Source organism: Nocardia sp. IFM 10818, assembly GCF_054655275.1.
In genome coordinates this window covers 3,327,430-3,351,099 of record NZ_BAAHJH010000001.1, presented here as the reverse complement: position 1 = coordinate 3,351,099, position 23,670 = coordinate 3,327,430, and the positions used below count along the sequence as shown (strand labels likewise).

The following is a 23,670-nucleotide window of genomic DNA, read 5'->3' as shown; positions in this document are numbered from 1 at the left end:
ACACGGGCTTAGCCCCGCAACCTTCCCTCACCCCCGCAAGCCGCCCCGTGCGAACAAAGGGGGTCCGGGGCCCAGCCACCGCCAACCCCCTTTATGCGAACATTTGTTCGAATAATGGTAGATTCGCGGCATGATCACACCGCTGCAGGGATCACTGCTCGATGGGTTCGGGGAGGTCGAGCTCGGCGCGCTGGACGGGATCCGGCGCACCGAGCTCACCGCCGGGGCGTGGGTGGATGTGCTGCCCGGGTGGCTGAGCGGGGCCGACCTGCTGTTCGACACGCTCGCGGCCGAGGTGCCGTGGCGGGCGGATCGGCGGGCCATGTACGACCGGGTGGTCGATGTGCCGCGGCTGCTGTGCTCGTACAAGGAGGGACGGGAACTGCCGGATCCCGTACTGGCGCAGGCACGGGACGCGCTGAGCGCGCACTACCGCGACGAACTCGGGGAACCGTTCGTGTCGGCCGGGCTGTGCTACTACCGGGACGGCAACGACAGTGTGGCCTGGCACGGGGATACGTTCGGGCGCGGCGCGACGACCGACACCATGGTCGCCATCGTGTCGGTCGGCGCGCCGCGCACGCTGGCCCTGCGGCCACGCGGGGGCGGGGAGAGCATTCGGTACCCGCTCGGGCACGGGGATCTCATCGTGATGGGCGGCTCCTGCCAGCGGACCTGGGAGCACGCGGTGCCGAAGACCCGGCGGCCGGTCGGCCCGCGGATCAGTATCCAGTTTCGGCCACAAGGGGTTTGGTAATCCCACGAGCGGGACGGCGCGCGAAATCCGGTGCGTGCTCGGGCCTTACGCCCCGGGTCGCCAGGAACAGCGGCACCGATCGCACGATCGGGATATGCCGCAGCATGCGCAGCAGCGGCGGGGCCTGTGCGGAGTCGGGGCGGCGAATGGCGTCGGCGAGAGCGCGTTTCACGACCGCGGTGTGCATGGCGCACTGCATGCGCTGGGTGACCGCGGCCGGAAACTGGCGGCGGCGCTGGACGCGGGCGAGGTCCTCGACGGTCAGCGGGCGCGAACGCAGAACGGGCACCAGGATTCTCGCGGCCGCCACCGCGTCCTGAATGGCCAAGTTGATGCCCACCCCGCCCAGCGGTGACATGGCGTGGGCGGCATCGCCCAGGCACAGCAGGCCGTCGGTGTACCAGCGGTCCAGGCGATTCACCTGCACCTCCAGCAGTTTCACCTCACCCCAGCTGTGCAGCGCCCCGGCGCGATCGGCCAGCCAGGGCGCGGCCGCGGCCATGCGGCGGGTGATATCGGCGACGGGTTCGCGGCGCAGCAGATCGTCACTGCCCTTGGGAATGATGACGGCGCACTGCCAGTAGTCACCGCGATCGGCCATGACGACCATCTGCTCCGCCGTCACCTGCACATCACCGATCGGATCGGTAGCGTCGTTGCGGGGCAGCCGGAACCACCACACGTCGAACGGTATCTCCCAACTGCGCGACGGCAATCCGGCGTCGGCGGCCAGGATCGAGGAACGGCCGTCGCAGGCAATGGTCAGATCGGCGCGAATCTCGCCCGCCGCACCGTTTCTCGCGCGGTAGCGGACGCCGACGACCTGCCCGCGCTCCCGGATCACACCGGTCGCTTCGGTATTCATGCGCAGATGAAAACCGGGTTCGGCATCGGCGGCGCGGGCGAGCAGATCGAGCAGATCCCATTGCGGCACCATGGCGATGTACTTGTGCCGCAAGGGCAGATGCTTCATGGTGGCGAAGGTTCGCATGCGGCCGTCGACCGGCACCTGGACCTCGCTCACGTGCCGCTGCGGCAGTTTCTCGAATTCCTCCCCCAAGCCGAGCTCGTCGAGCAGGTCCATGGTGGTGGGATGCACGGTGTCGCCGCGGAAGTCGCGCAGGAAGTCGGCGTGCTTCTCCAGCACGGTCACCTCCACCCCGCCACGCGCCAGCAACAAGCCGAGAAACATGCCCGCAGGGCCCCCACCCACGACCGAACACGTGGTGCGCTCCATTGAATTCCTCCCCTTCGAGCACCACCCGACCCCCGTCGTCCCTCATCGTAGGTGGTGCGCGCGCCACGCCTCCACCCCTATTTCCGGGGACACCGCCTCCCCCAGGGAATGAAACAGGAATGGCGGAAGTTCATTCGCTCCGCAACGGCAAGTCACAACAGGAGTGGTTGGTATGTCAGCAACATTCGAGCTAGGCGGCGATCTGCGGGTGAACCGCATCGGATACGGCACCATGCGACTGGCGGCCGCGCCGGAGCCCGGGTTCGATCCGGGACCCGGACATATCTGGCGCGCTCCGGAGCAGCGGGACTCCGCCGTCGCCGTGCTGCGGCGCGCCGTGGAGCTGGGCGTGAATCTCATCGACACCGCGGATTCCTACGCGCTCGGCGAGAACGAGGAACTGGTCGCCGAGGCCCTGCACCCGTATCGGGAGGACGTGGTCGTCGCGACCAAGGTGGGCGTGCTGCGGCCGTCGCCCACCGAATGGGTTCCGCTGGGGCATCCGGCATATCTGCGCCAGCAGGCCGAATTGTCGCTGCGACGGCTGAAACTCGACCGAATCGATCTGCTGCAGCTGCATCGCATCGATCCCGCGGTGCCGCTCGCGGATCAGATCGGGGCGTTGAAGCAGCTCGTCGACGAGGGCAAGGCCCGGCATATCGGGCTGTCCGAAGCCACTGTCGACCAGCTGCGGGAAGCCGCCGAGATCACGCCGATCGCCAGCGTGCAGAACCTTTACAACCTCGGCGACCGCCATCACGAGGATGTCGTGGATTACGCTGCGGCGCACGGGATCGCGTTCATTCCGTTCTTCCCGGTCGCCATGGGCGCGCATGCCGCGGCCGAGGGCCCGCTCGCCGAGGTCGCCGCGGAGCTGGGCGCGACGCCGGCGCAGACCTCGCTGGCCTGGCTGCTGCACCGCTCCCCCACCCTGCTGCCGATTCCCGGCACCACCTCCCTCGCGCACCTCGAGGAGAACGTCGCCGCCGGCGCGGTGCGGCTGTCCGACGAGCAGTTCGCACGGTTGTCCGCCGTCGCCCCGGCCGAAGTCTCGGCGTAACCTTCCGGCACAGGACTTCTCGACCGCCGCCCCGATGCTCAGGGGCGGCGGGCGAAGTCCGGCGCGTGTTCGGGCAGCACGCCGCGACCCACCAGGAACGGCGGCAGGCTCCGCACCACCGGAATCCGGCGGAAGACACGCAATGCCAGGGGAGTTCGCTGTGCGTTGGAGATGTTCAGCGCGCCCGAAACCGCCGGTCCGATGGCGCGTGCGTGCGCGATTCGCTGCAGGGTCTGGGTGACGACCGTCGGCACGGTGCGGCGGCGCTGCACCCGGGCCAGATCCCGGGTCGTCACCGTATGCGACAGGAGTTTCGGGGCCAGGATTCGCGCCGCGGCCACGGCATCCTGCACGGCCAGATTGATGCCCACGCCGCCGACCGGGGACATGGCGTGCGCGGCATCGCCCAGGCACAGCAGGCCCTCGGTGTACCAGCGGTCGAGCCGGTCCAGCTTCACATCCAGCAGCTTCACGTCGTCCCAGGAGGGGACGGCATCGAGGCGATCGGCCAGCCACGCCACGCTGTCGGCCATGCTGCGCATGATCATGCCGACCGGCTGCCCGCTCCGCAGTGCCGGATCGCTGCCCTTGCCGATGAGGGTGGCGATCTGCCAGTAGTCGCCGCGGTCGATCATGATGGCGACGCGATTCTCGGTCAGGACCGCGACCGCTCCCGCCGGATCGGTGCCATTGCGCGGGATCCGGAACCACCACACGTCGAAGGGCGTCGGCCAGCGGCGCGAACCCAGGGCCGCCGCGGCGCGCAGCGTCGAATCGCGACCGTCGCACGCCACCGTGAGATCGGCGCGAATCTCCCCGGTCGCACCGTCTTTGGTCCGGTACTCGGCGCCCACCACGCGGCCCTGCTCACGCAACAGATCGGTGGCCTCGGTGTGCATGCGCAACCGGAACCCGGGTTCGGCGTCGCCGGCGCGCGCCAGCAGATCCAGCAGATCCCACTGCGGCACCATGGCGATGAACTTGTACTTGCCCGGCATGTGGTCGAAGGTGGCGAACCGCTCCATGCGGCCCCCGATGGGCACCTGGACCGAATTCACCCGCCGGTACGGTAATTTCGCGAAATCCTCGCGCAGGCCGAGCTCGTCGAGCAGGACCAGGGTGCTGGGATGCACGGTGTCCCCGCGGAAGTCCCGCAGGAAGTCCCCGTGCTTCTCCAGCACCGTCACCTCGACGCCGGCGCGAGCCAGCAGGAGCCCCAAGATCATTCCCGCCGGACCGCCGCCGGCGACGAGACAGGTCGTGCTTTCCATCGGGCTTCCCTCCCGGGCGCGCCAACCATCGGTCCCTTTCCAGAGTAGGACCGAATCCGCGGCGGCTGGGCGGTTCGGGGATTACCGCTCGCGGTGCAGCACGAAGAAGTACGGCTCGCGCAGCCCGCGCAGATCCATCACACCGAGCAGCGTGTCCGCGTCGGCCCGGCGGAAGACGTCGATGATCGGCAGGTGGTCGTAGATCATTGCGGCACTGGTCTTCCCGCGGAATTCCAGATTCCGCAGCCGGGCCCGCGGCGTCCGCGTACTCAGCAGCGGGCGCAGCACGCCGAGGCCGCGCCGCACCGACCGCAGGGCCGACGCCGGGACCTTGCCCGCCAGGAACAGCGGCACCCGGCGCGGATCCACGGCGAACACCGCGCCGTCGGACCCGGCGAACAGCAGCGGCTGCACGGTGTCGGCATCGTCGAACTGCTTGCCGTACCAGCCGGATTCGACGAGCACGCCCTTCCAGGGATGGCCGGTGTCGAGCTCGTCCCCGCGCCACCGCCCGGTGGTGATCTCCTCGACGGGCACGGCGGACAGCGCGTCGAACAGCTCCCACGCCTGCTCCGGAGTGCAGCCGTCGGCCATCAGGGCGCGCAGTCGCGCGGCGCCGTCGGTCACGGGTTCGGCAGCCATCCGGCCTCCTCGATGAGAGCAATTGCCACAACTTCTCTCACCTTAGCCGTTCGGGGCGGGCGATGCGCTCACCATAGTTTTTGTCATCTCGACAAAAACGTTTCGCAAAAGTCTGGATCGCCATGTTTTAGTCGGCTAGGCTAAAACCATGACGACAGCGCGGGCCACCGCCGAGACGATTCGAGCGGCACGGCGCTCCGAAGACCTCTTCGGCACTGCCGCAAGCGATTCCGCCGACCGGCAGCGGCGGGAATATCACCGGCTGGCGGCGCTGGTGCACCCCGATCGGGCGGGCGCGGGCGAGACCGCCGCCGCGGACTCGGCGTTCGCGCGGCTCGCGGACCTGTATCGGCAGTGGCTGGATACCGGGGCGCCGGAATTCGAGGTATGCGGGATGCGCGTATCCGGTCGGGCACTGCATGTCCGGGGCTCGGTGGCGGCGCATGCGACCGGACGCCGCCGACCTGCTCGGCGAATTCGACGATCTGCTCGACGGGCTCTACGGACAGCACCGCTTCCGGCCCTTCGAGCTCCCGAAAGGAAAGTGATGGCAATGGGTTACGGAAGCTGGGACGACACCGCCTACGATGCGGCGCGCACCTTCCGCGCCGCGCGCGGGCTCGATGATTTCGGCTATACGGCCGATCTGCGGTCGGTGCCCTACGGCCAGTGGACCGCGCACCCCTCGCTCGACCCCAAGGGGGTGCGGGTGCGGGAGTCGAGAGATTCCGAGGATCACGGCAATTCGCTGCCGATCGCGGTGCTCTTCGATGTGACGGGGTCCATGGGCCGGGTGCCGCGCATCATGCAGGAGAAGCTCGCGAAATTGCACGGGCTGTTGCAGCGCAAAGGTTATGCGGAGGATCCGCAGATCATGTTCGGCGCCATCGGCGATGCCGACAGCGATCGGGTTCCGTTGCAGGTCGGGCAGTTCGAGTCGGACAACCGGATGGACGAGCAGCTGCGGCTGATCCTGCTGGAGGGCGGCGGTGGCGGGCAGAAGTCCGAAAGCTACGAGCTGGCCGCGTATTTCATGGCCCGGCACACCGCAACCGACGCCTGGGACAAGCGGGGGCGCAAGGGCTATCTGTTCATTGTCGGCGACGAGCTCAACAAGCCGCGGCTGGCACGGCGGCATGTGCGCGCCGTGATCGGCGACGATGTGCGGCGCGATATCACGGTGCCGTCGATCTACCGCGAGCTGGCCGATCGCTGGCATGTGTTCTACATCCTGCCCAATCAGTCCAGCTACTACAACGATCCCGAAATCGGCGAGCACTGGCGGGGACTGCTCGGCGAGCGGTTCCTGCGACTCGACGATCCGGCGGCGGTGTGCGAGCTCATCGCACTGACCATCGGCATTACCGAGGATCGTGTGGATCTCGGTGCGGGACTGGCGGATCTGCGCGATATCGGCTCCGAGGCCGAAGCCGACGCGGTGGGCAAGGCCCTCGCCCTCACCGCGGCCGCCCCGCGCGGGCGCAGCACCGGCGCGCTGCCCGCCGCGACCACCGGCGACGACTACGTCGACTTCGGAAACTAGAAGGGACACACCCATGTTCGGCGACCGGCACGTGATCGTGGTGGACCTCGGCTTCGGCGACGCCGGCAAGGGCGCGACCGTGGACTGGCTGTGCTCACCGCCGGCGGACTTCGACGTCGCCGCCGTGGTGCGGTTCAACGGCGGCGCGCAGGCGGCGCACAATGTGGTCGCCACCGGGCGCCACCACACCTTCCGCCAGTTCGGCTCCGGCACCTTCTCGGGCGTGCCGACCCTGCTGTCGCGGCACATGCTGGTCGAGCCCATCGCGCTGGCCGCCGAAGCCCGCGCCCTGGCCGCGCTCGGCGTCGCCGACCCGCTGTCGCTGCTCTACGTGGACGAACGAGCGCTGCTCACCACGCCGATCCACGGGGCCGCCAACCGTTGCCGGGAGGACGCGAGGGGTGCTTCCCGGCACGGTTCGTGCGGTCTCGGCATCGGCGAGACGGCCGGTTACGCCCTCACCCACGACGCACCGAGGGTCGCCGACTGCCGCCGCCCGGATGTGCTGCGGCGCAAACTGATCGCACTCGAGGAGCATTACCGCCCACTGCTCGCCGGCGGCGCACACCGCCACGACCCGATCGACGATCTGATCGATCTGTACCGGGAATTCGCGCACGCCGTGACCATCCTGCCCGGCGATCAGCTCGCCTGCTTCGCCGACGCGGGCCGCCTGGTGTTCGAGGGCGCACAGGGCGTGCTCCTGGACGAATGGCGCGGCCTGCACCCGTACACCACCTGGTCCACGGTGGAACCGCGCAACGCGCGCGCCATGCTGGCCCGCATCGGCGCGCCCGCCTACGTGCTGGGCGTGACGCGCGCCTACGGGACCCGGCACGGCGCGGGCCCCTTCCCCACCGAGGACCATGCCCTCCGAATCCCCGAGCACCACAATGGAACCGGCCCCTACCAGGGTGAATTCCGCATCGGCCACCTCGATCCGATCCTGTTGCGCTATGCCGTCGAGGCCTGCGGCGGCATCGATGGCCTGGTCGTCAACCACCTCGACGCCACCGCCGGAATTCGCACCGCCACCGGCTATCTCACCCCGGACGGTTATACCGATCGACTCACATGCGGCGCCTGGCAAGATCTCGAGCACCAGCGGCGGCTCACCGGTCTGGCGAACGCCGCAACCCCCGTCCTGACCGACCTGCCCGCCGACCTCACCGCCTACCTCGAAGCCGAGCTCGGTGTCCCGGTGGTCCTCACCGCACACGGCCCGGATCGCGCCGATCGCACGATCCAGGTGGCCACTACGGCATGATTGTTCACTTGTGGAGCAACAATCGGCGGTATCCATCGATGTGATCGCCCTGCGGTACGCGCGGGACGACGCGACCGTGACGGTGGGTATCGCGCCGCGGCGGTGGGAGCCGTTCGCCGGTGAGCTGGCATTGCCCGGTGTGCTGCTGGGGCGGGGTGAGCGGCTTGCGGAGGCGGCCGTGCGGGCGGTGCACACCAAGCTGGGGGTCGCCGAGGAGGCCATTGCGGCGGTGGGGCAGGTGGCGACGTTCGATGAGCCCAATCGTGATCCGCGCGGGCCGACGCTGTCCATCGCCATGTGGGCGGTGGTGGGTGAGCCCGGTGCGGCCGAGTGGGTGGCGTTCGGCGAGGTGCCGCCGCTGGCGTTCGACCACAATCGGATCATTGCGGCGGCACGCACGCGGCTGGGTGAAATGCTGTGGAAGGACCTGATTTTCACGCGGGCGTTGACCGGGGAGCAGTTTCCGGCCACGCGCGCGGTGGAGTTGACCACCGCGCTGCACGGTGCGCGGCCGGATCCCGGCAATCTCAATCGCACGCTGGCGGCGCTGCCCGGGCTGGCGCGCACCGGTGAGCGGGTGCGCGTGAAGGCCACGGGCCGTCCTGCCGCCATGTGGGCATTCGAGGCGCAGGACGGGGGCGTGGCCTCGAAAAACTAAGCCCGGCAGAAGGTTCCGCGTTCGGGGAGCTTGCCGTCGAAGAGGTAGCCGATGACGATGTCGTCCACGCAGGCCGAGCCCTTGCCGAAGGCGATGTGGTCATCGCGCTCGTTCACGACCAGCACCGCGTTCGACAGGTTCGCGGCGACGTTCTCCGCGGCGGCGAGGGTGGTGGCCGCATCACCGGTGTTGTTGATCAGCAGGATGGCGGGCGCGCCCGCCGCCTTCAGGGCGGTCGCCTTCGCCGAGGGCGCGACCGGCCAGAACTCGCACAGTGCGCCCTTGTAGACGTCGTTCACGCCGAACAGCGGTGAGCCGCCGCGCGCCCGCTGGGCGTCCCGGTCCAGATCGGACAGCAGCTGCTCGTCGGACCTGCTGCGGTACTTGGCGGGATCGCCATTGAGGCAGCTGACCGCCGAGAACGCGTAGGCGGCGGTGTCGTATTCGCCCGCGGCATTGCGGTGCACGTACGCATCGGCGAGCGCGGCCAGTTCGGCGCCGTTGCCGGCGAGGGCATCGGCCAGCGCATGGTCGAAGACCGACCAGTCGGCGGTGTCGTAGGTCGCCTGGAACGCGCCGGTCAAGGCCATGTTCGAGCCCAGTTTGCGGCCATCGGGCAGCGGCAGGGGGTCGGCGTCCACGCGCTGGACGAGGTCGTGCAGCTTGGCCATGGCGGCATCGGGATCGGCGCCGACCGGGCAGGCCGGTTCGGCGGCGCAGGCCGACAGGATGGTGCGCACGGACTGCTCCTCCTGGGCGAGTTCCTGCGGCTCGGATTCCATCCCGCCCGCCTCGGAATCCTCGGAGGCGCCGTCGAACTCACCGGGATCGTCGACCGAATCCAGCACCATGCGCCCGACCCGATCCGGGAAGCGGTCCGCGTAGTACTGGCCCACCCGGGTGCCGTAGGAGAAGCCGACGTAGTTGAGCTTGTCCTCGCCGAGCGCGGCCCGCATCACGTCCATATCGTGCGGGAGCACCTCGGTGCCGACGAAGCCGAGCAGCTTGCCGGCACTGCGCTGGCAGCCCTCGCCATAGTTCTTGTGCGCCTGCGCGACTCGCTGCCGGCCCGCCTCATCGGTAGGTGTGAAGTCGGTGGCCAGATACTCGTCCATCTCGGCATCGCTGAGGCATTTGATGCCCGCCGTCCGGCCGATGCCGCGCGGGTCCCAGCCGATCAGGTCGTAGCGCTCGCGCAGTCGGCCCAGGGCGGGGTCGTCGTCTTCGAGGAGGAGCACCGAATCGAAACCGGATTCGCCCGGCCCGCCCGGATTGGTGGTCAGCACGCCGAGCCGGGCCGCGGGATTGGTGGCCGCCAGCCTGATCAGCGGCATCTTGATGGCGGCCGCACCGGGATTCGCGTAGTCGATGGGAATGCGCAGGGTGCCGCACTGCGCGTCGGGGCGTTCGGCGCACGGCTGCCAATCGATCCGCTGCTGTTCGTATTCCGCGAGGCTCGCCAGCGGCGTCGCCTCCGCGCCGTCGGGGGCGTTCCTCCCGGCCCCATCCGACGGCTCATCGGGACTCGAGCAGCCCGTGAGGAGCAGCGCTACTGCCGCGGTGACGACCGCGAGTCTGGTTCGGTGGCGCACGGTTGATTCCTCTCGCCCTGGAATCGGAATGAAAACCAGCTCAGCGTAGCCAGCAGATTATGACTTTTTCGTGAGCCATGCGTCAGCGTCGCAAGACCGATTGCACCATCTCCCGAATGGAGGCGCGCAGCCGGTCGGTTTCCCCGGCGCGCACCATCTCCCGGGCCAGGTCCGAACCGACCGAACTCAGCAGCAGGCGGCCGACCGCCTCGGCGTCGATATCGGGGCGGGCCTCGTGCAGCAGCGCGGTGATGTGGGTGTCCCAGGTGCCGTGGAATTCGGCGGTGCGCGGATGCGGGGGCACGGGCACCGCGCGATAGGCGGCCATGAGCTCGACATTGTCGGCCATCATCACCGTCATGGCGTCGAAGAAGGCGACGAGCCGCTCCCCCGCCGGAGCCCCCGGACCCAGCGGCGGCGGCCCGTCGGTGATCGCGCCCATGAGCGTTTCGGCGGGTTCGGCGAGCAGCGCGTAGAGCAGATTCGCCCGGCTCCCGAACCGGTGGAAGATCGTGCCCTTGCCGACCCCGGCGGCCGCGGCCACCCGATCCATGCTCAGCGCGTCGGCGCCGTGCTCGACCAGCAGCATCCGGGTGGCGTCCAGGATCGCGCGCCGATTGCGCGCCGCATCGGCGCGTTCCTTGGGCTGCTGATCAGGCATTTCCTCGACTTTCCTAGACACATTGACCGGCGGTCCATATAGTCATCAGATTAACTGGACCGTCAGTCAATTTATGGAGTTTCGATGCAGGCAATCCTAATCACCGCAACCGGTGGACCCGAGGTGCTCCAGGCGCGCGAGGTGCCCGCGCCGCGCCCGCAGCCGGGCGAGGTGCTCGTGCGCGCCGAGGCCATCCCGGTGCTGTATCCGGAGACCATGCTGCGCTCGGGTGCGTTCCCGATCCCCGCGCCGCTGCCGCTGGTCTTCGGCACGCAGGCGGCGGGCGTGGTCACCGAGGTGGGCGCGGGCGCGGACGTCGCGCTCACCGGTCGGCGAGTCATGGTGGCCAGCAACACCTTCGGCACATACGCCGAATGGGTGTGCGTACCAGCGGAATCCGTCACGCCCATCCCGGACGGACTGTCCGCGGTGGATGCGGCGGCGGTGACCATGAGCGCCTCCGTGGCGATTCCGCTGCTGGAGGCCGCCGCGCTCACCGGCGTCGAGACGGTGCTGATCCAAGCCGCCGCAACGGGAGTCGGCGGTTACCTCACCCAGCTGGCCAAGGAATTCGGCGCGGCCCGCATCATCGCCACCGCGGGCGGTCCGGACAAGATGGACCGGGCGCGCGAGCTCGGCGCCGACGAGGTGCTCGATCATCGCGATCCGCAGTGGCCGCAGCGGCTGCGCGAAATCCTCGGCGGCACAACGGTGGATGTGGTGTTCGACGCCATCGGCGGCGACACCGCGGCCACCCTGCTGGACCTGATGACCCCGCTGCGCGGCCGCATGCTGGGCTACGGCTTGCTGTCCGGCTCCTTCGCGCAGGTGACGGCGACGGATCTGACCATGCGCGGGCTCAGCTTCATCGGCTGCGCCGGGCCGGACTGGCTGGCCCGGGTGGATCGGGCGCGCGGCGCGGCCCTGCAACGCGCCGCCCGCGGATCCCTCACACCGCTCACCGCGACGGTGCTGCCGCTCGCGCAAGCCGCGACCGCGCACCGGCTCATCGAGGAGCGCAGCGCCCTGGGCACGATCGTGCTGCGCCCCGACCCCGCCGTCTGACAGCGGTTGGTATCAGTCGATCGTCCCCCGCGGAACGATCCATTCGTGGCGGAGCTCCGATACCTCGGCCAGATGCTCGTAGTCCGCGTCGTAATGCACGACCGTCAGCTCGTCCCGGATCGCGACTGCCGCGACGAGGACATCGAATGCGCCTGCCGCGCGCGGCATTCGAGCCCAGAGGTCCTCTTGCAATCGCAGGGCGATCCCACAGCTTTCGGCGTCGGGATCCAGCCGCGGCAGCAGCTCCATCTCTTCGCGCAGAGCCAGATATGTCGCCATATCGGGCCCAGAGTAGCAACGCTCGAGTATCAGAGGGGTCGTCGTGAAAACGGAGAAGGTTCGCAACAGATGTTCGATGCGGCGGGCGACATCGGGATTCCGATCCACCCTGCACCACACACTGGTGTCGATGATGTAGCCGGTCACCGCCGCGCAGCCGCCCTGAACTCCGGCTGGAGAAGTTCGGGGGTGGGGGTCAGCTGTCCGGCGGCGATGCGTTCGGCCAGGAGGCGCTGTTTGATTCGCTGCACGAGTTCACGAAGGGCGAGATCGATAACCTCGCGTTTGGTACCGAGCCCGCTCAGTTGCTGCGCGGTCTTGATCAGCTCATCATCCACGTTGACGCTGGTGACGCTCATGCACACCTCCCGTATTTAGAGGCTGTATATACCCTCGATATTACGCCACGGGACAACTCGCTGTGCGCCGATGGAGATCCCGACTCGCGATCAGCCGGTGATCTCCCACTCGTAGACGGTGAGTTCGGAGGCGCCGGTGGTGTGGATGGGGTCGGTGCAGACCAATGCACGTGCGGCGTCGAGGTTTTCGGCGAGGATGACGTAGGCGCCGCCGGAGTTGTCGGTGAACTTGCCGGTTTCCACCAGCTGGCCGCGCGAGCGGACGGCGTCGAGCCATTCGCGGTGTGGCTGGGCCACGGACGAATCGAAGCGCGGAGTGCGCATTGCCATCACCAGGTATTTGCGCACCCTGCGCTTCTCCTCTGTATTACTGCTGTTCGTCGTCGGCCGGGCGCGGGGCCAGGGTGGCCGCGGCCGCGGCGCGGACCTGCGGGGCCACCAGGACCACCTGGCCGAGCACGCCGTTGATGAACGACGGGGAATCGTCGGTGGACAGCGCCTTGGCCAGTTCCACCGCCTCGTCGACGGCCACCACCGGGGGAACGTCATTGGCGTGGAACAACTCCCACACCGCCACCCGCAGAATGGCGCGGTCCACGGCGGGCAGCCGCGACAGCGCCCAGTCCTGCAGATAGGACTCGATGGTGCCGTCCACCCGATCCAGATCGTCGGCGACGCCTTCGACCAGGACGCGGGTGTAGGGGTTCACCGGGGCCACCGAGTCGTCGCGCACGGACAGCGCGACACGCTCGGTCAGCAGTTCCGCGGGGTCGATATCGCGGGCCTCGGCCTCGAAGAGCAGGTCCACGGCCCGGCGGCGCGCCTTGTGGCGCGCACCCAGCTTCTTGTAATTCGACTTCTTGTCCACGGGCTGATCGGCCACGGTCCTATTATCCGCGCGCGTCAGGAGTTGACGCGGCTGATGTAGGAGCCGTCGCGGGTGTCGATGCGCAGCTTGTCACCCTGATTGATGAACAGCGGCACCTGCACCTCGGCGCCGGTCTCCACGGTGGCGGGCTTGGTGCCGGCCGAGGAGCGGTCGCCCTGCAGGCCCGGCTCGGTGTGGGTGACGACGACGTCGATGGCGACGGGGAGCTCGACGAACAGCGCCTCGCCCTCGTGCATGGCGATCTGGACCTGCATGTTCTCCAGCAGGAAGCCGGCGCTGCGGCCCAGCAGCTGCTCGCCCAGGTGGATCTGGTCGTAGGTCTCGCCATCCATGAAGATGTAGTCCGAGCCGTCGTGGTACAGGTAGGTCATATCGCGACGGTCGACGGTCGCGGTCTCGACCTTGACGCCGGCGTTGAAGGTCTTGTCGACGACCTTGCCCGAGACGACGTTCTTCAGCTTGGTGCGCACGAAGGCGGGACCCTTACCCGGCTTCACGTGCTGGAACTCGACGATCTGCTGGAGCTGATTGTCGATCTTCAGCACGAGGCCGTTCTTGAAGTCGCTGGTGTCCGCCACTGTCCTCGGATCTCCTACTAGTCGGTCAAACCGCGCGTCAGTCGACGACGGTCAGGTCTTTGCTGGTGTGGGTGAGCAGTTCCGGGCCCCCCTTGCGAACCACGAGCGTGTCCTCGATCCGGACACCGCCGCGGCCGGGAAGATACACACCTGGCTCGACGGTCACCGCCACGCCATCCAGCAGTGTACCTGTGCCCGTTTTGGCGATTCCGGGCGCTTCATGGATCTGCAGGCCGACGCCGTGTCCGAGGCCGTGCACGAAGTACTCGCCGTAGCCGGCGTCCTCGATGACCGAGCGGGAGGCGGCGTCGACGGCCTTGGTCGCCACGCCCACCGCCAGCGCCGCGCGGCCGGCGGCCTGGGAGGCGTGCACCAGGTCGTAGATCTCGCGCTGCCAGTCCGCCGGTTGGCCCAGCACGAAGGTGCGGGTCATATCGGAGTGGTAGCCGTCGACGGTGGCGCCGAAGTCGAGTTTCACGAAATCACCGGCGGCCAGCACCGCATTGGTCGGGCGGTGGTGCGGGACGGCCGAATTCGGGCCGGCGGCGACGATGGTCTCGAAGGAGACGGCGTCCGCGCCGTGTTCGAACATGAGCCATTCCAGTTCGCGGGCGACCTGGCGTTCGGTGCGGCCGGGGCGCAGGCCGCCGCGTTCGAGCAGGGTGGCCAGGGCATTGTCGGCGGCATCGCAGGCGGCGGCGAGGCGGCCGACCTCGTAGTCGTCCTTCACCATGCGCAGCTGCTCCACCAGGCCCGCGACCGGGACCAGGTCCAGGCCGGTGCCCAGGGCCACGAAGGCCTGGTGCTGTTCGACGGTGAGGATATGGCTCTCGAAGCCGACGCGGCCGGTCTGCCACTCCCCCGCGATCTCCACCACCCGGCGGGCGCTGGCGCGATTGATCTCCGCGCGCAGATCCGGGACCTGCTCGCCGACCTGGGTGATGTAGCGGCCGTCGGTGCAGATGACGGTGCGATCCTCGGAGCTGTCCCAGGCATAGACCAGCAGGGCGGCATTCGACCCGGTGAATCCGGTCAGGTACCGGATATTGATCAGATCGGTCACCAGTAGGGCGTCCACCCGGTTTTCGACCAGCAGATTGCGCAGGCTGGCTCGGCGCAGTGCGTAGTCGGGACGCCGGACCGGATCGTGATCAGCAGACATGCGTCCAAGGTACTGCCGACACGCGGTATCTCCGACACCCAACACGGAGCCGGGCGGTTCTCGCCGAAAGCCCTGATGTTCACATACCAAGTGGTCCTCCACATTTCGCGAATCAGCGGCCCGCGCGAACACCCGCCGCGGGACCCTCGACCCATGGAACCGCTTCCCCTGCTGATCCTCACCGCCTGGTGCGCGGCACTGAGCTGGTTCGACCTGCGCTCCCGGCGACTGCCCAATTCCTTGACACTGCCCGGCGCCGCGGCGGCGCTCACCTACGCGACCGCCCTGGGCCGCCCCACGCTCGCCGTGCTGGGCGCACTTCTCCTCGCAACCCCCTATCTCCTGGTGCACCTGTGGAATCCGGCCGCACTGGGTGCCGGCGATATGAAGCTCGCCCTCGGACTCGGCGCCGCGACCGCGCTGGGCGGGCCCAACTGCTGGGTATGGGCCGCGCTCACCGCACCCATGCTCACCGCGGCAGCCGGGGCGGGCGCTGCACTGACAGCGACGGTCGCCGGACCAATGCCACCGCCTCACGAGACCGTCACCAGCTGCGCTCACCAGCGACATTCGCCCATCAGGTCGGCGGCGCTCACCGCTCCCACCTCCTTCCCGGACCACGCCGCACCGGCGCTCCCACTATCCACCGGCACGATCCCGCACGGCCCGGCCATGTGCGCGGCGAGCATCCTCGCGCTGCTGGCGGCCCAGTGAGCCCAACCGGACCGACCCGAGCCACCGCGCGAGCCTGCCCAGCGCGAACCTGACCGGGACGAAATTGTGCGGTGCGGGCCCCGCGGACGGGGCCGCCGCGACCGTGTTCGGGCCGTGGCTCAGCGGAGCGCGACAGGCGTTCGGGGCCGACAGAACCTCGAGCAATGGTGAGTCGTATCGCCTTACGGCGGACCGCGTGTCCGGCCGAGCGAATTCTCGTGGAAAGATGTAACCCGTGTTGCGCTGGATAACTGCCGGAGAATCCCATGGTCCCGCTCTCGTCACGATCCTCGAGGGGATGGTGGCCGGTGTCGAGGTGACCTCTGCCGATGTGGCCGCGCAGCTCGCGCGCCGGCGCCTGGGGTACGGGCGCGGGGCGCGGATGAAGTTCGAGGCCGATGCGGTCACCATGATCGGCGGCGTGCGGCACGGGCGCACCATGGGCGGTCCGGTCGCGATCGAGGTCGGCAACTCGGAGTGGCCGAAGTGGACGCAGGTCATGTCGGCCGATCCGGTGGACGAGGCCGAGCTGGCCGAGCTGGCGCGCAATGCGCCGCTCACCCGGCCGCGGCCCGGGCACGCCGATTACTCGGGCATGCTCAAGTACGGATTCGACGATGCCCGCAATGTGCTCGAGCGCGCCAGCGCCCGCGAGACGGCCGCGCGGGTGGCCGCCGGCACCGTTGCCAAGAATTTCCTGCGGCAGGCCCTGGGCGTCGAGGTGATCTCGCATGTGGTCTCGATCGGCGCCGCGGCCAATACTTCGGGCGTGGTGCCGGGCGCCGGTGATCTGGCCGCCATCGACGAGAGCCCGGTCCGTTGTTTCGACAAGGACGGCGAAGCGGCCATGATCGCCGAGATCGAGGCCGCCAAGAAGGACGGCGACACCCTCGGCGGCGTGGTCGAGGTCGTGATAGAGGGCCTGCCCGTCGGCCTGGGGTCGTTCACCAGTGGTGAGGCGCGCCTGGATTCGCGACTAGCGGCCGCGCTCATGGGCATTCAGGCCATCAAGGGCGTCGAGGTGGGCGATGGTTTCGAGACCGCGCGCCGCCGCGGCAGCCAGGCCCACGACGAGATGAAGCCCGGCCCGGACGGCGTGCTGCGCTCCACCAACCGCGCGGGCGGTCTCGAGGGCGGTATGACCAATGGCGAGGCGCTGCGCGTGCGCGCCGCCATGAAGCCCATCTCCACGGTGCCGCGGGCGCTGGCCACCGTCGATATGACCACCGGCGGCGAGGCCGTCGCCATTCACCAGCGCTCCGATGTGTGCGCGGTGCCGGCGGCCGGCGTGGTCGCCGAGGCCATGGTGGCGCTCGTGGTCGCGCAGGCGGTGCTGGAGAAGTTCGGCGGCGACTCGCTGCCCGAGACGGTCGACAATATCGCCGCCTACCTGAAGCGGATCAACGCGCGCCCGCACGTTCCCTCGGGCAACGCGCCCCAGTGACGACCGAGCCCGATCAGTCACCACCGAGCGTGGTGCTGGTCGGTCCGCCCGGCGCGGGCAAGTCGACGATCGGCCGCAAACTCGCTCGCGAACTCGGCGTGGACCTCTATGACACCGACGCCGGCATCGAGGAGCGCACCGGCCGCACCATTCCGGAAATCTTCGCCGAGGACGGCGAACCCGAATTCCGGCGCATCGAGGAAGAAGTCGTCCGTGACGCCGTCCTGACCGGCCACGGCATCATCTCCCTCGGCGGCGGCTCCGTGCTGTCCGCCGCCACCCGCGCGCTGCTGCGCGGCCACACCGTGGTCTATCTGGAGATCAGCGTCGGCGAGGGCCTGCGCCGCACCGGCGCCAGCACCAACCGCCCCCTCCTCAACGGCGACGACCCCGCCAAGAAATACCGCGAACTCATGAAGATCCGCCGCCCCCTCTACCGCGAGGTGGCAACGGTCCGAGTCCGCACCGACGGCCGCAGCCCCGGCCGCGTGGTCCGCATGATCCTCGCCAAACTCGGCCTGGAATCGGTGATCCGCCCGGAAGACCCGGCCACCCAGCCCACCGTCCCCACCCCGACCGGCGCCGCCCGCTCCCGCCGCTCCCGCCGCCGCCGTGGCCGTGGCGGCCGCCCCGATGCCCCCGCGACCACGACAACCTCGAATTCAACTCCCGCCGAACCCGACTCGCCCACCGCACCCGACAACGCGACCCGCGAGCCCGGCGACGCCGCCACCCCCGACGCCGCGAAACCCGCCCGCCGCAACCGCCGCTCCCGACGCCGCGGTCGCCGTTCGGGTGCAGCCACCGCACCCGCGATCGGCCACGACTCCGAAACCCGCACGCCCACATCCGGGTCCGCCGCCCCCGCCTCCGCGACCTCCTCGCGGCCGGGCACGACGTCCGGCGGTTCGACGGCGACCGCAGCCGAGGCAGCGACGAATTCCACCGCGGCAGCGGAAGTCTCCCCCGCCACAGGCGCCACACCCGCCGCCGGATCCGCCACCGCCTCCGGCGCGACGAGCAACCGCCGCCGACGACGCGCCTCCCGAGCAACGGGCGCTCCGGCGAATCCCCCGACTTCCAGCACGAATTCGCCGTCCCCGAGCACGCCGGCGGGCGACACCTCCGCTGCGCGCGGTAATCCGCCAGCCAGTACGAGTAACGCCGCTGGTGGACATGTGACTGCCGCCGCGGGCGATGGCACCGGCGCAAGTGCAGCCGCATCGGGCGGCGGTCGCGCTGCCGGTAGCACGGATTCCGCTGCCAGCGGACAGGACTCGGCTGGAACATCGCGCGGCGCGGGACGCTCTCGCCGAACCGACAACACCGAGGCCACCGCGGCCGACGCGGCTCGAACTGGCGGCGGTGCGGGGGCGAAGGCCGATCAACAGGATTCGGGCTCGGCCGCACATGTGCCGGGCACGGGCCGCTCCCGGCGCGGGGCCGGCGCCGGTAATGCCGCGGCCGGCACTCGCCAGAGTGGCGGCGGCACCGCGGATTCCGCTTCCGGGGCGAACGACTCGGCCGATCCGGCACCGCCGCCGGGGTCCGGGCGGTCGCGGCGGGCGCGGGCTCGGCGGGCTCGGGCGCGGGCCCGGGCGGCGCAGCACACAGCAGATCAGACCGTACGAGAAGAATCGGAGCAGCACCTATGAGCGAGCCGACCCGCATCGAGGTCCGCACCGCCGACCCGTACCCCGTGATCATTGGGCGGGGGTTGCTGGGGGACCTGGTGGACGAGGTGACCGGGCGGTCCGGGGTGCGGACGGTGGCGATCTTTTATCAGCCGTCGCTGGCCGAGACCGCGGAGGTGGTGCGGCAGGCGCTGGCGGACAAGGGGCTCGACGCGCATCGGGTGGAGATTCCGGATGCCGAGGCGGGCAAGGATCTTCAGGTCGCGGGCTTCTGCTGGGAGGTGCTGGGGCGGATCGGGCTGACGCGCAAGGATGTCGTCATCAGCCTGGGTGGCGGCGCGGCCACCGATCTGGCCGGGTTCGTGGCCGCCACCTGGATGCGCGGTGTGAGCATCGTGCATGTGCCGACCACGCTGCTGGCCATGGTCGACGCGGCCGTGGGCGGCAAGACCGGTATCAATACCGAGGCGGGCAAGAACCTGGTCGGGTCGTTCCATGAGCCCGCGGCGGTGCTGGTGGACCTCGCCACGCTGGAGTCGTTGCCGCGCAATGAGATCGTGGCCGGGATGGCCGAGATCATCAAGGCCGGTTTCATTGCCGACCCGGTCATCCTCGAATTGGTCGAGCGCGATCCCGAGGCCGCTCTCGATCCGACCGGCGAGGTGCTGCCCGAGCTGATCCGCCGTGCCATCCAGGTCAAGGCCGATGTCGTCGCCGCGGATCTCAAGGAGGCCGACCTCCGTGAGATCCTCAACTACGGCCACACCCTCGGCCATGCCATCGAGCGCCGGGAGCGCTACCGCTGGCGGCACGGCGCGGCCGTCTCGGTGGGCCTGGTCTTCGCCGCCGAACTCGGCCGCTTGGCCGGCCGTCTCGACGACGCCACCGCCGACCGGCACGCCGCCATCCTCTCCAGCATCGGCCTGCCCGTCAGCTACGACGCCGACGCCCTGCCCGACCTGCTCAAGTCCATGCAGACCGACAAGAAGACCCAGTCCGGCGTGCTGCGTTTCGTCGTCCTGGACGGCCTCGCCAAGCCCGGCCGCCTCGAGGGCCCGGACCCGAGCCTGCTGGCCGCGGCCTACTCGGCCATCGCCCGTGAGCAGTCGCCCGGCGGCAACTCGATTCTGCTCTGACCGTCAGAGCAGTTTCAGGTGCCGCAGGTTGGCCTCGTACTTGCGGATGGTTTCCGGGGTGATGTGCGGAATGTCCTGGTCCGGGCCGATTTTCGCGGCCCGGACCGCGGCCCGGAATCGGGCGGTCGACTCCGGGCGGCCCGCATGCGGCGGCTGCGGTTCGGCGTAAGCGTGCAGCAGCGGCAGCAGCGAATGCTTGCGCTGATCCTCCGGTAGTGCGCGCAAGGCCGTCTCGAATCTGCCGAACCAGTCCCGGTATCCGGTGATGCGCTCGATCGGGTTGCCCGCGGCAATGAGCCAGTCCACGAATTCGTCCAGGCCGTAACCATCGTCGTGGGTGTTCATCACGTGGTAGGTCCGGAATCCTGCCCGCACACCGAGTTCGGCGATGGCGGTGGCGATGAAGTCCACCGGTAGCCCGTCGTAGTGCGAGCGCTGCCGCCGCCCCGCCGCGTCGAGCGGGTGGAAGGATTCCGGCGCGATACCGGTGGCCAGCACGCTGAACAGCAGGCGGGTGAACATGTCCGGCACATTCAACTGGCCGAGGTAGCGACCGTCGACGAGGATCATGTCGCACCGGAACACGGTCACCGGCAGCCCGCACAGGTCGTGGGCTTCGCGCAGCAGCACCTCACCGGCCCACTTGCTGTTGCCGTACCCATTGGCGTAGCTGTCGTCCAGCGGCCGGACCGGGCTCATGACACGCACGTCGGCGGTCTCGGTGAACGCGTCGGGATCGATTCCGGCGCCGACCGCGACGGTCGAGATGTAGTCGAACGTCTTCAGCTTGCCGGTGAGCGCCAAGCGAATGAGCTCGGCGGTGCCGGCCACATTGGGACCGAACAACTGCTGATAGGGCAGCACATGGTTGACCAGCGCCGCGACGTCGACGATCAGATCGACCGTCTCGGCCAGACGCTGCCAGGTGGCGGGGTCGAGTCCCAGGCCCGAGTCGCCTTTGTCGCCCGCGACCACGTCCAGGTGCCGCTCGGCGAGTTGCCGATAGCGTTGCCACAGTTCGGGATCGCCGCTGTCGAAGACAGCGTCGAGCCGGGCCCGGGCCTGCTCGTCATCGGCGGCGCGGACCAGGCAGATCAGCCGCCCGTCGACCCGCGACAGTCGCTCCAGCCATTCCAATGCCACGAAGCGACCGAGGAATCCGGTGGCGCCGGTGAGCAATACGGTGCGGATCTGCCCGGACGCCCGGGGCAGCGCAGGCGCGGCGGCGAGCGTACCGGCATCGATGAACTTGTCCAATGTCAGCTCGCTCGCGCGAATCTCGGTCGCCGCGCTCGCGTGCACGCTGGTGAACGTGGGCCGTCGCTGGTCGCCGGCGGAGCCCAGGTATGCGGCGAGCGCGCGCAGATCGGTGGCCGGGCCGACGATCACGCCGACCGGCACCTCCCTCCCGGTCAGCTCGTGCAGTGTGTTCGCCAAGGTCAACGCGGACAGCGAATCGCCACCGAGATCGGTGAACCGCGCCTCGGGCGAGACCTCGGCCGCATCCAGCCCGAGTACGACGGCGACCGTGCGCGATACGGTCTCCTCGAGCGGACGGTGTGCGAGACCGGCTCGCAGCGTGCGCAATTCGGCTTCCCGGTCGTGATCGGACTGCTGGTAGAGCTGTTCGAGCCGTTCGCCGTAGTGCTGCCGCAGCACCGGACGGGCGAGTTTGCGAATGCCGGTCAGCAGACCGTTCTCGACGGTGAACGGCGTTGTCTCGATGAGGAAGTCGCGCGGAATCTCGTACGGCTGCAGCCCCTTGCGGACCGCGACCGCCCGCAGCGCCTCGGCCAGCAGTGGCTTCGCCGCCGCCGGATCCCCGGCCGCGACCACATCGGCGGCGGGGACCACGACGGCCAGCAGATAGGCGCGAGAACTGTTGCCGTAGAGGTAGATCTGCTCGATCAGCGGACTGTCCTCGTAGTCGGCCTCCAGCCGCGAGACCGCCACGAATTCGCCCTGCGACAGCTTGAGCACATTGTTGCGGCGATCCACATAGCGCAATTCATCGGGCGCGATCTCGGCGACGACGTCGCCGGTGCGGTAGTAGCCGTCCGCGGTGAACACCTCGGCGGTCACCTCGGGCCGCCGGTAGTAGCCGGGAAACAGGTGCTCGGTCTTGACCACCAGCTCACCGCGCGGATACGGCCGGTCGGTGCCGAAATAGCCGAGTTCCGGCACGTCGACGAGCTTGTAGTCCTGCACGACCGGCCGCCGCACCCGCCCGTCCACCAGCACGCCGCCCGCCTCGGTGGATCCGTACACTTCGACCAGCGGCACCTGTGTGAGCGCCTCGACGAACTCCCGGACCTCCGGTGAGGTCGGCGCCGACCCGGTCAGCGCGGAGATCGCGCGGCCACCCAGGACGGTATCGCGGAACTCGGCCAGGATCTCCTGTTCGCACTCGCCCCGCCGGCCGTCGTCGGGCAGCCGGTCGACCGCCCGCCGGTATTCCTGGAACAGCAACTCCCACACCCGGGGCACGAACGGCAGTTCGGTCGGCCGGATCAGGCGCAGGTCCTCGAGAAAGGTCGAAAGGTCGCTGCTCGCTGCGAAATACGCGGTGCCGCCGGATCCGAGCGTCCGGTAGAGCGTGGCCCGGCCCATGACATGGCTCATCGGCAGGAAGTTCATGGTGACGGACGGAACGCGGTCATTGTCCGCACCGTCGAAGGCGAATCCGTTGTGCCACAGATTGGCCACCAGCCGCGCCGGATACATCGCTCCCTTGGGCGCGCCGGTGCTGCCCGAGGTGTAGATCAGCAGTGCCAGTTGATCCGGTGCGAGCCCCACCGCGATGTCGTCGCCGTCCCGGCCTCGTTCCGCTACCGCGGCAAGCGTTTCCAGGACCACCGGGGAGCCCGCGTCGATCAAGCGCTGTGCGGCGGCGGCGAAAGCCTCTCGCTGCGTGTCGGATTCGGGCAGGTAGTCGAAGACGACCAGCCGCGTCGTCCCGGCATCGGCGAGCGCGAGTTCGACCGCGGCGGGCAGGTAGCCGATGCCGGCCGCGATCACCCGCGGCGCGGTCTCCTCGATGATCGGGCGCAGCTGGGCGATCGAGGCGTTGGACTGCAGCGGCACGGCCACGGTCCCCGCGAGCATCGACGCCAGATCGAGCACCGTGTAATCGGCACTGTTGAAGCCCAGCACGGCGATCCGATCGCCGGCCGTCAACGGCGGCCCGCCCCCGGACCCCCGCCCGAGTCCGCGCGCCACCGCCTCCGCCCGGCGCGCCAGCTCCCCGTAGGTGAGGATGGAGAATTTCTCGGTCGATCGCGGTTCGGTCCGGCCGGTGTCCGGATCGGTGACCAGCTCCGATATCCGGCTGCCCAATGCCGGGCGGTCCGCGTACCCCGCCAGCACGGTCCGCACCAGGTCGGCGAGACTCGCGCCCGGATCGTCCAGCAGTAGGGAGATTCCCGGATCGGGCCGGGCCTGCGCGAGTTGATCGTCGTGTGCGATCAGATCGGCGATTCGATGTTCCTGCGCTTCGGTGAAGAACGACATGGTCAGCCTCCTGAACAGAGCTGTTTCACGCTCCGAACGGATCCGGCCTGTCACCCGCGTTCGCACATCGAGATCCGGACCAGAGCCGTATCCATCGACCAGACAGCAAACAAGTACTAAGCAAGGCTAACAACATTGCGAGCGGTCTCCCGATTCCCGCTCACAGTGATTTATTCCCGTGATGCCCGTCACACAGCCCGCATCGCGACCGA

21 protein-coding genes and 1 pseudogene are annotated in these 23,670 nt (G+C 69.3%); 10 read left to right on the top strand and 12 right to left on the bottom strand.

Annotated features, from left to right (window positions below; translation table 11 throughout):
- Nucleotides 1–130 precede the first annotated feature (130 nt).
- Nucleotides 131–757, top strand: a complete 627-nt coding sequence (locus ACYQ5L_RS15525; protein ID WP_459958137.1) for an alpha-ketoglutarate-dependent dioxygenase AlkB — start codon at nt 131–133, stop codon at nt 755–757.
- Here the strand turns inward: ACYQ5L_RS15525 and ACYQ5L_RS15520 are convergent.
- On the bottom strand, nt 723–1,994 hold the full coding sequence (locus ACYQ5L_RS15520; protein ID WP_459958136.1) for an FAD-dependent oxidoreductase: 1,272 nt from the start codon (nt 1,992–1,994) through the stop codon (nt 723–725). The genes ACYQ5L_RS15525 and ACYQ5L_RS15520 overlap by 35 nt on opposite strands.
- 172 nt (nt 1,995–2,166) lie before the next feature.
- Between ACYQ5L_RS15520 and ACYQ5L_RS15515 the strand changes: the two genes are divergently transcribed.
- Nucleotides 2,167–3,054 (top strand): aldo/keto reductase, encoded by an 888-nt coding sequence (locus tag ACYQ5L_RS15515; protein WP_459958134.1) that lies wholly within the window; start codon nt 2,167–2,169, stop codon nt 3,052–3,054.
- 38 nt (nt 3,055–3,092) lie between these two features.
- Here the strand turns inward: ACYQ5L_RS15515 and ACYQ5L_RS15510 are convergent, their stop codons facing one another.
- On the bottom strand, nt 3,093–4,325 hold the full coding sequence (locus tag ACYQ5L_RS15510; protein WP_459958133.1) for an FAD-dependent oxidoreductase: 1,233 nt from the start codon (nt 4,323–4,325) through the stop codon (nt 3,093–3,095).
- Nucleotides 4,326–4,406: 81 nt separating this feature from the next.
- Nucleotides 4,407–4,967, bottom strand: coding sequence for a DUF4334 domain-containing protein (locus tag ACYQ5L_RS15505; protein ID WP_459958131.1), 561 nt, complete (start codon nt 4,965–4,967; stop codon nt 4,407–4,409).
- A 553-nt stretch (nt 4,968–5,520) separates the two neighbouring features.
- Between ACYQ5L_RS15505 and ACYQ5L_RS15500 the strand changes: the two genes are divergently transcribed.
- Genes ACYQ5L_RS15500 through ACYQ5L_RS15490 form a run of 3 tightly spaced genes read left to right on the top strand, consistent with a single transcriptional unit; the run spans nt 5,521 to nt 8,435 of the window.
- On the top strand, nt 5,521–6,510 hold the full coding sequence (locus ACYQ5L_RS15500) for a hypothetical protein (RefSeq protein WP_459958129.1): 990 nt from the start codon (nt 5,521–5,523) through the stop codon (nt 6,508–6,510).
- A gap of 13 nt (nt 6,511–6,523) precedes the next feature.
- Complete coding sequence (locus ACYQ5L_RS15495; RefSeq protein WP_459958128.1) at nt 6,524–7,777, top strand: adenylosuccinate synthetase; 1,254 nt, start codon at nt 6,524–6,526, stop codon at nt 7,775–7,777.
- A gap of 10 nt (nt 7,778–7,787) precedes the next feature.
- Nucleotides 7,788–8,435 (top strand): NUDIX hydrolase, encoded by a 648-nt coding sequence (locus tag ACYQ5L_RS15490; RefSeq protein WP_459958127.1) that lies wholly within the window; start codon nt 7,788–7,790, stop codon nt 8,433–8,435.
- On the opposite strand, the gene ACYQ5L_RS15485 is transcribed toward ACYQ5L_RS15490, so the two are convergent.
- Entirely contained in the window at nt 8,432–10,027 is a 1,596-nt protein-coding gene (locus tag ACYQ5L_RS15485; RefSeq protein WP_459958125.1) for an alpha/beta hydrolase, read from the bottom strand. The genes ACYQ5L_RS15490 and ACYQ5L_RS15485 overlap by 4 nt on opposite strands.
- An 82-nt stretch (nt 10,028–10,109) precedes the next feature.
- Nucleotides 10,110–10,688 (bottom strand): TetR/AcrR family transcriptional regulator, encoded by a 579-nt coding sequence (locus ACYQ5L_RS15480; protein ID WP_459958123.1) that lies wholly within the window; start codon nt 10,686–10,688, stop codon nt 10,110–10,112.
- An 84-nt stretch (nt 10,689–10,772) separates the two neighbouring features.
- On the opposite strand from ACYQ5L_RS15480, the gene ACYQ5L_RS15475 reads away from it, so the two are divergent.
- Nucleotides 10,773–11,753, top strand: a complete 981-nt coding sequence (locus tag ACYQ5L_RS15475) for a quinone oxidoreductase family protein (RefSeq protein ID WP_459958121.1) — start codon at nt 10,773–10,775, stop codon at nt 11,751–11,753.
- A 12-nt stretch (nt 11,754–11,765) separates the two neighbouring features.
- On the opposite strand, the gene ACYQ5L_RS15470 is transcribed toward ACYQ5L_RS15475, so the two are convergent.
- From ACYQ5L_RS15470 to ACYQ5L_RS15445, 6 genes are all read right to left on the bottom strand, one after another.
- On the bottom strand, nt 11,766–12,179 hold the full coding sequence (locus ACYQ5L_RS15470; RefSeq protein ID WP_459958119.1) for a PIN domain-containing protein: 414 nt from the start codon (nt 12,177–12,179) through the stop codon (nt 11,766–11,768).
- Entirely contained in the window at nt 12,176–12,391 is a 216-nt protein-coding gene (locus tag ACYQ5L_RS15465) for a type II toxin-antitoxin system VapB family antitoxin (RefSeq protein ID WP_459958117.1), read from the bottom strand. Before ACYQ5L_RS15465 ends, ACYQ5L_RS15470 begins: the two co-directional genes overlap by 4 nt.
- 90 nt (nt 12,392–12,481) lie before the next feature.
- A complete protein-coding gene (locus ACYQ5L_RS15460; protein WP_459958115.1) occupies nt 12,482–12,739 on the bottom strand; it encodes a YciI family protein in 258 nt (85 codons plus the stop codon).
- Nucleotides 12,740–12,758: 19 nt separating this feature from the next.
- Complete coding sequence (gene nusB / locus ACYQ5L_RS15455) at nt 12,759–13,274, bottom strand: transcription antitermination factor NusB (protein ID WP_459958113.1); 516 nt, start codon at nt 13,272–13,274, stop codon at nt 12,759–12,761.
- Nucleotides 13,275–13,294: 20 nt separating this feature from the next.
- The gene (efp, locus tag ACYQ5L_RS15450; RefSeq protein WP_459958111.1) at nt 13,295–13,858 is read right to left on the bottom strand and encodes an elongation factor P; all 564 of its coding nucleotides are present in this window, start codon (nt 13,856–13,858) and stop codon (nt 13,295–13,297) included.
- 37 nt (nt 13,859–13,895) lie between these two features.
- Entirely contained in the window at nt 13,896–15,020 is a 1,125-nt protein-coding gene (locus ACYQ5L_RS15445) for a M24 family metallopeptidase (RefSeq protein ID WP_459958109.1), read from the bottom strand.
- A gap of 153 nt (nt 15,021–15,173) precedes the next feature.
- Between ACYQ5L_RS15445 and ACYQ5L_RS15440 the strand changes: the two genes are divergently transcribed.
- The 4 genes and pseudogenes from ACYQ5L_RS15440 (at nt 15,174) to aroB (ending at nt 19,948) form a co-directional block, all read left to right on the top strand.
- Nucleotides 15,174–15,734, top strand: a complete 561-nt coding sequence (locus ACYQ5L_RS15440) for an A24 family peptidase (protein ID WP_459958107.1) — start codon at nt 15,174–15,176, stop codon at nt 15,732–15,734.
- A 235-nt stretch (nt 15,735–15,969) separates the two neighbouring features.
- Nucleotides 15,970–17,178 (top strand): chorismate synthase, encoded by a 1,209-nt coding sequence (gene aroC, locus ACYQ5L_RS15435; protein WP_379204063.1) that lies wholly within the window; start codon nt 15,970–15,972, stop codon nt 17,176–17,178.
- Nucleotides 17,175–17,693 (top strand): annotated as a pseudogene (locus tag ACYQ5L_RS15430) (shikimate kinase); the annotation flags it as partial. The gene aroC and the pseudogene ACYQ5L_RS15430, both read left to right, overlap by 4 nt.
- Nucleotides 17,694–18,829: 1,136 nt before the next feature.
- On the top strand, nt 18,830–19,948 hold the full coding sequence (aroB, locus tag ACYQ5L_RS15425) for a 3-dehydroquinate synthase (RefSeq protein ID WP_459958104.1): 1,119 nt from the start codon (nt 18,830–18,832) through the stop codon (nt 19,946–19,948).
- Nucleotides 19,949–19,951: 3 nt separating this feature from the next.
- On the opposite strand, the gene car is transcribed toward aroB, so the two are convergent.
- Nucleotides 19,952–23,458, bottom strand: a complete 3,507-nt coding sequence (gene car / locus ACYQ5L_RS15420; RefSeq protein WP_459958103.1) for a carboxylic acid reductase — start codon at nt 23,456–23,458, stop codon at nt 19,952–19,954.
- Nucleotides 23,459–23,670: the final 212 nt, after the last annotated feature.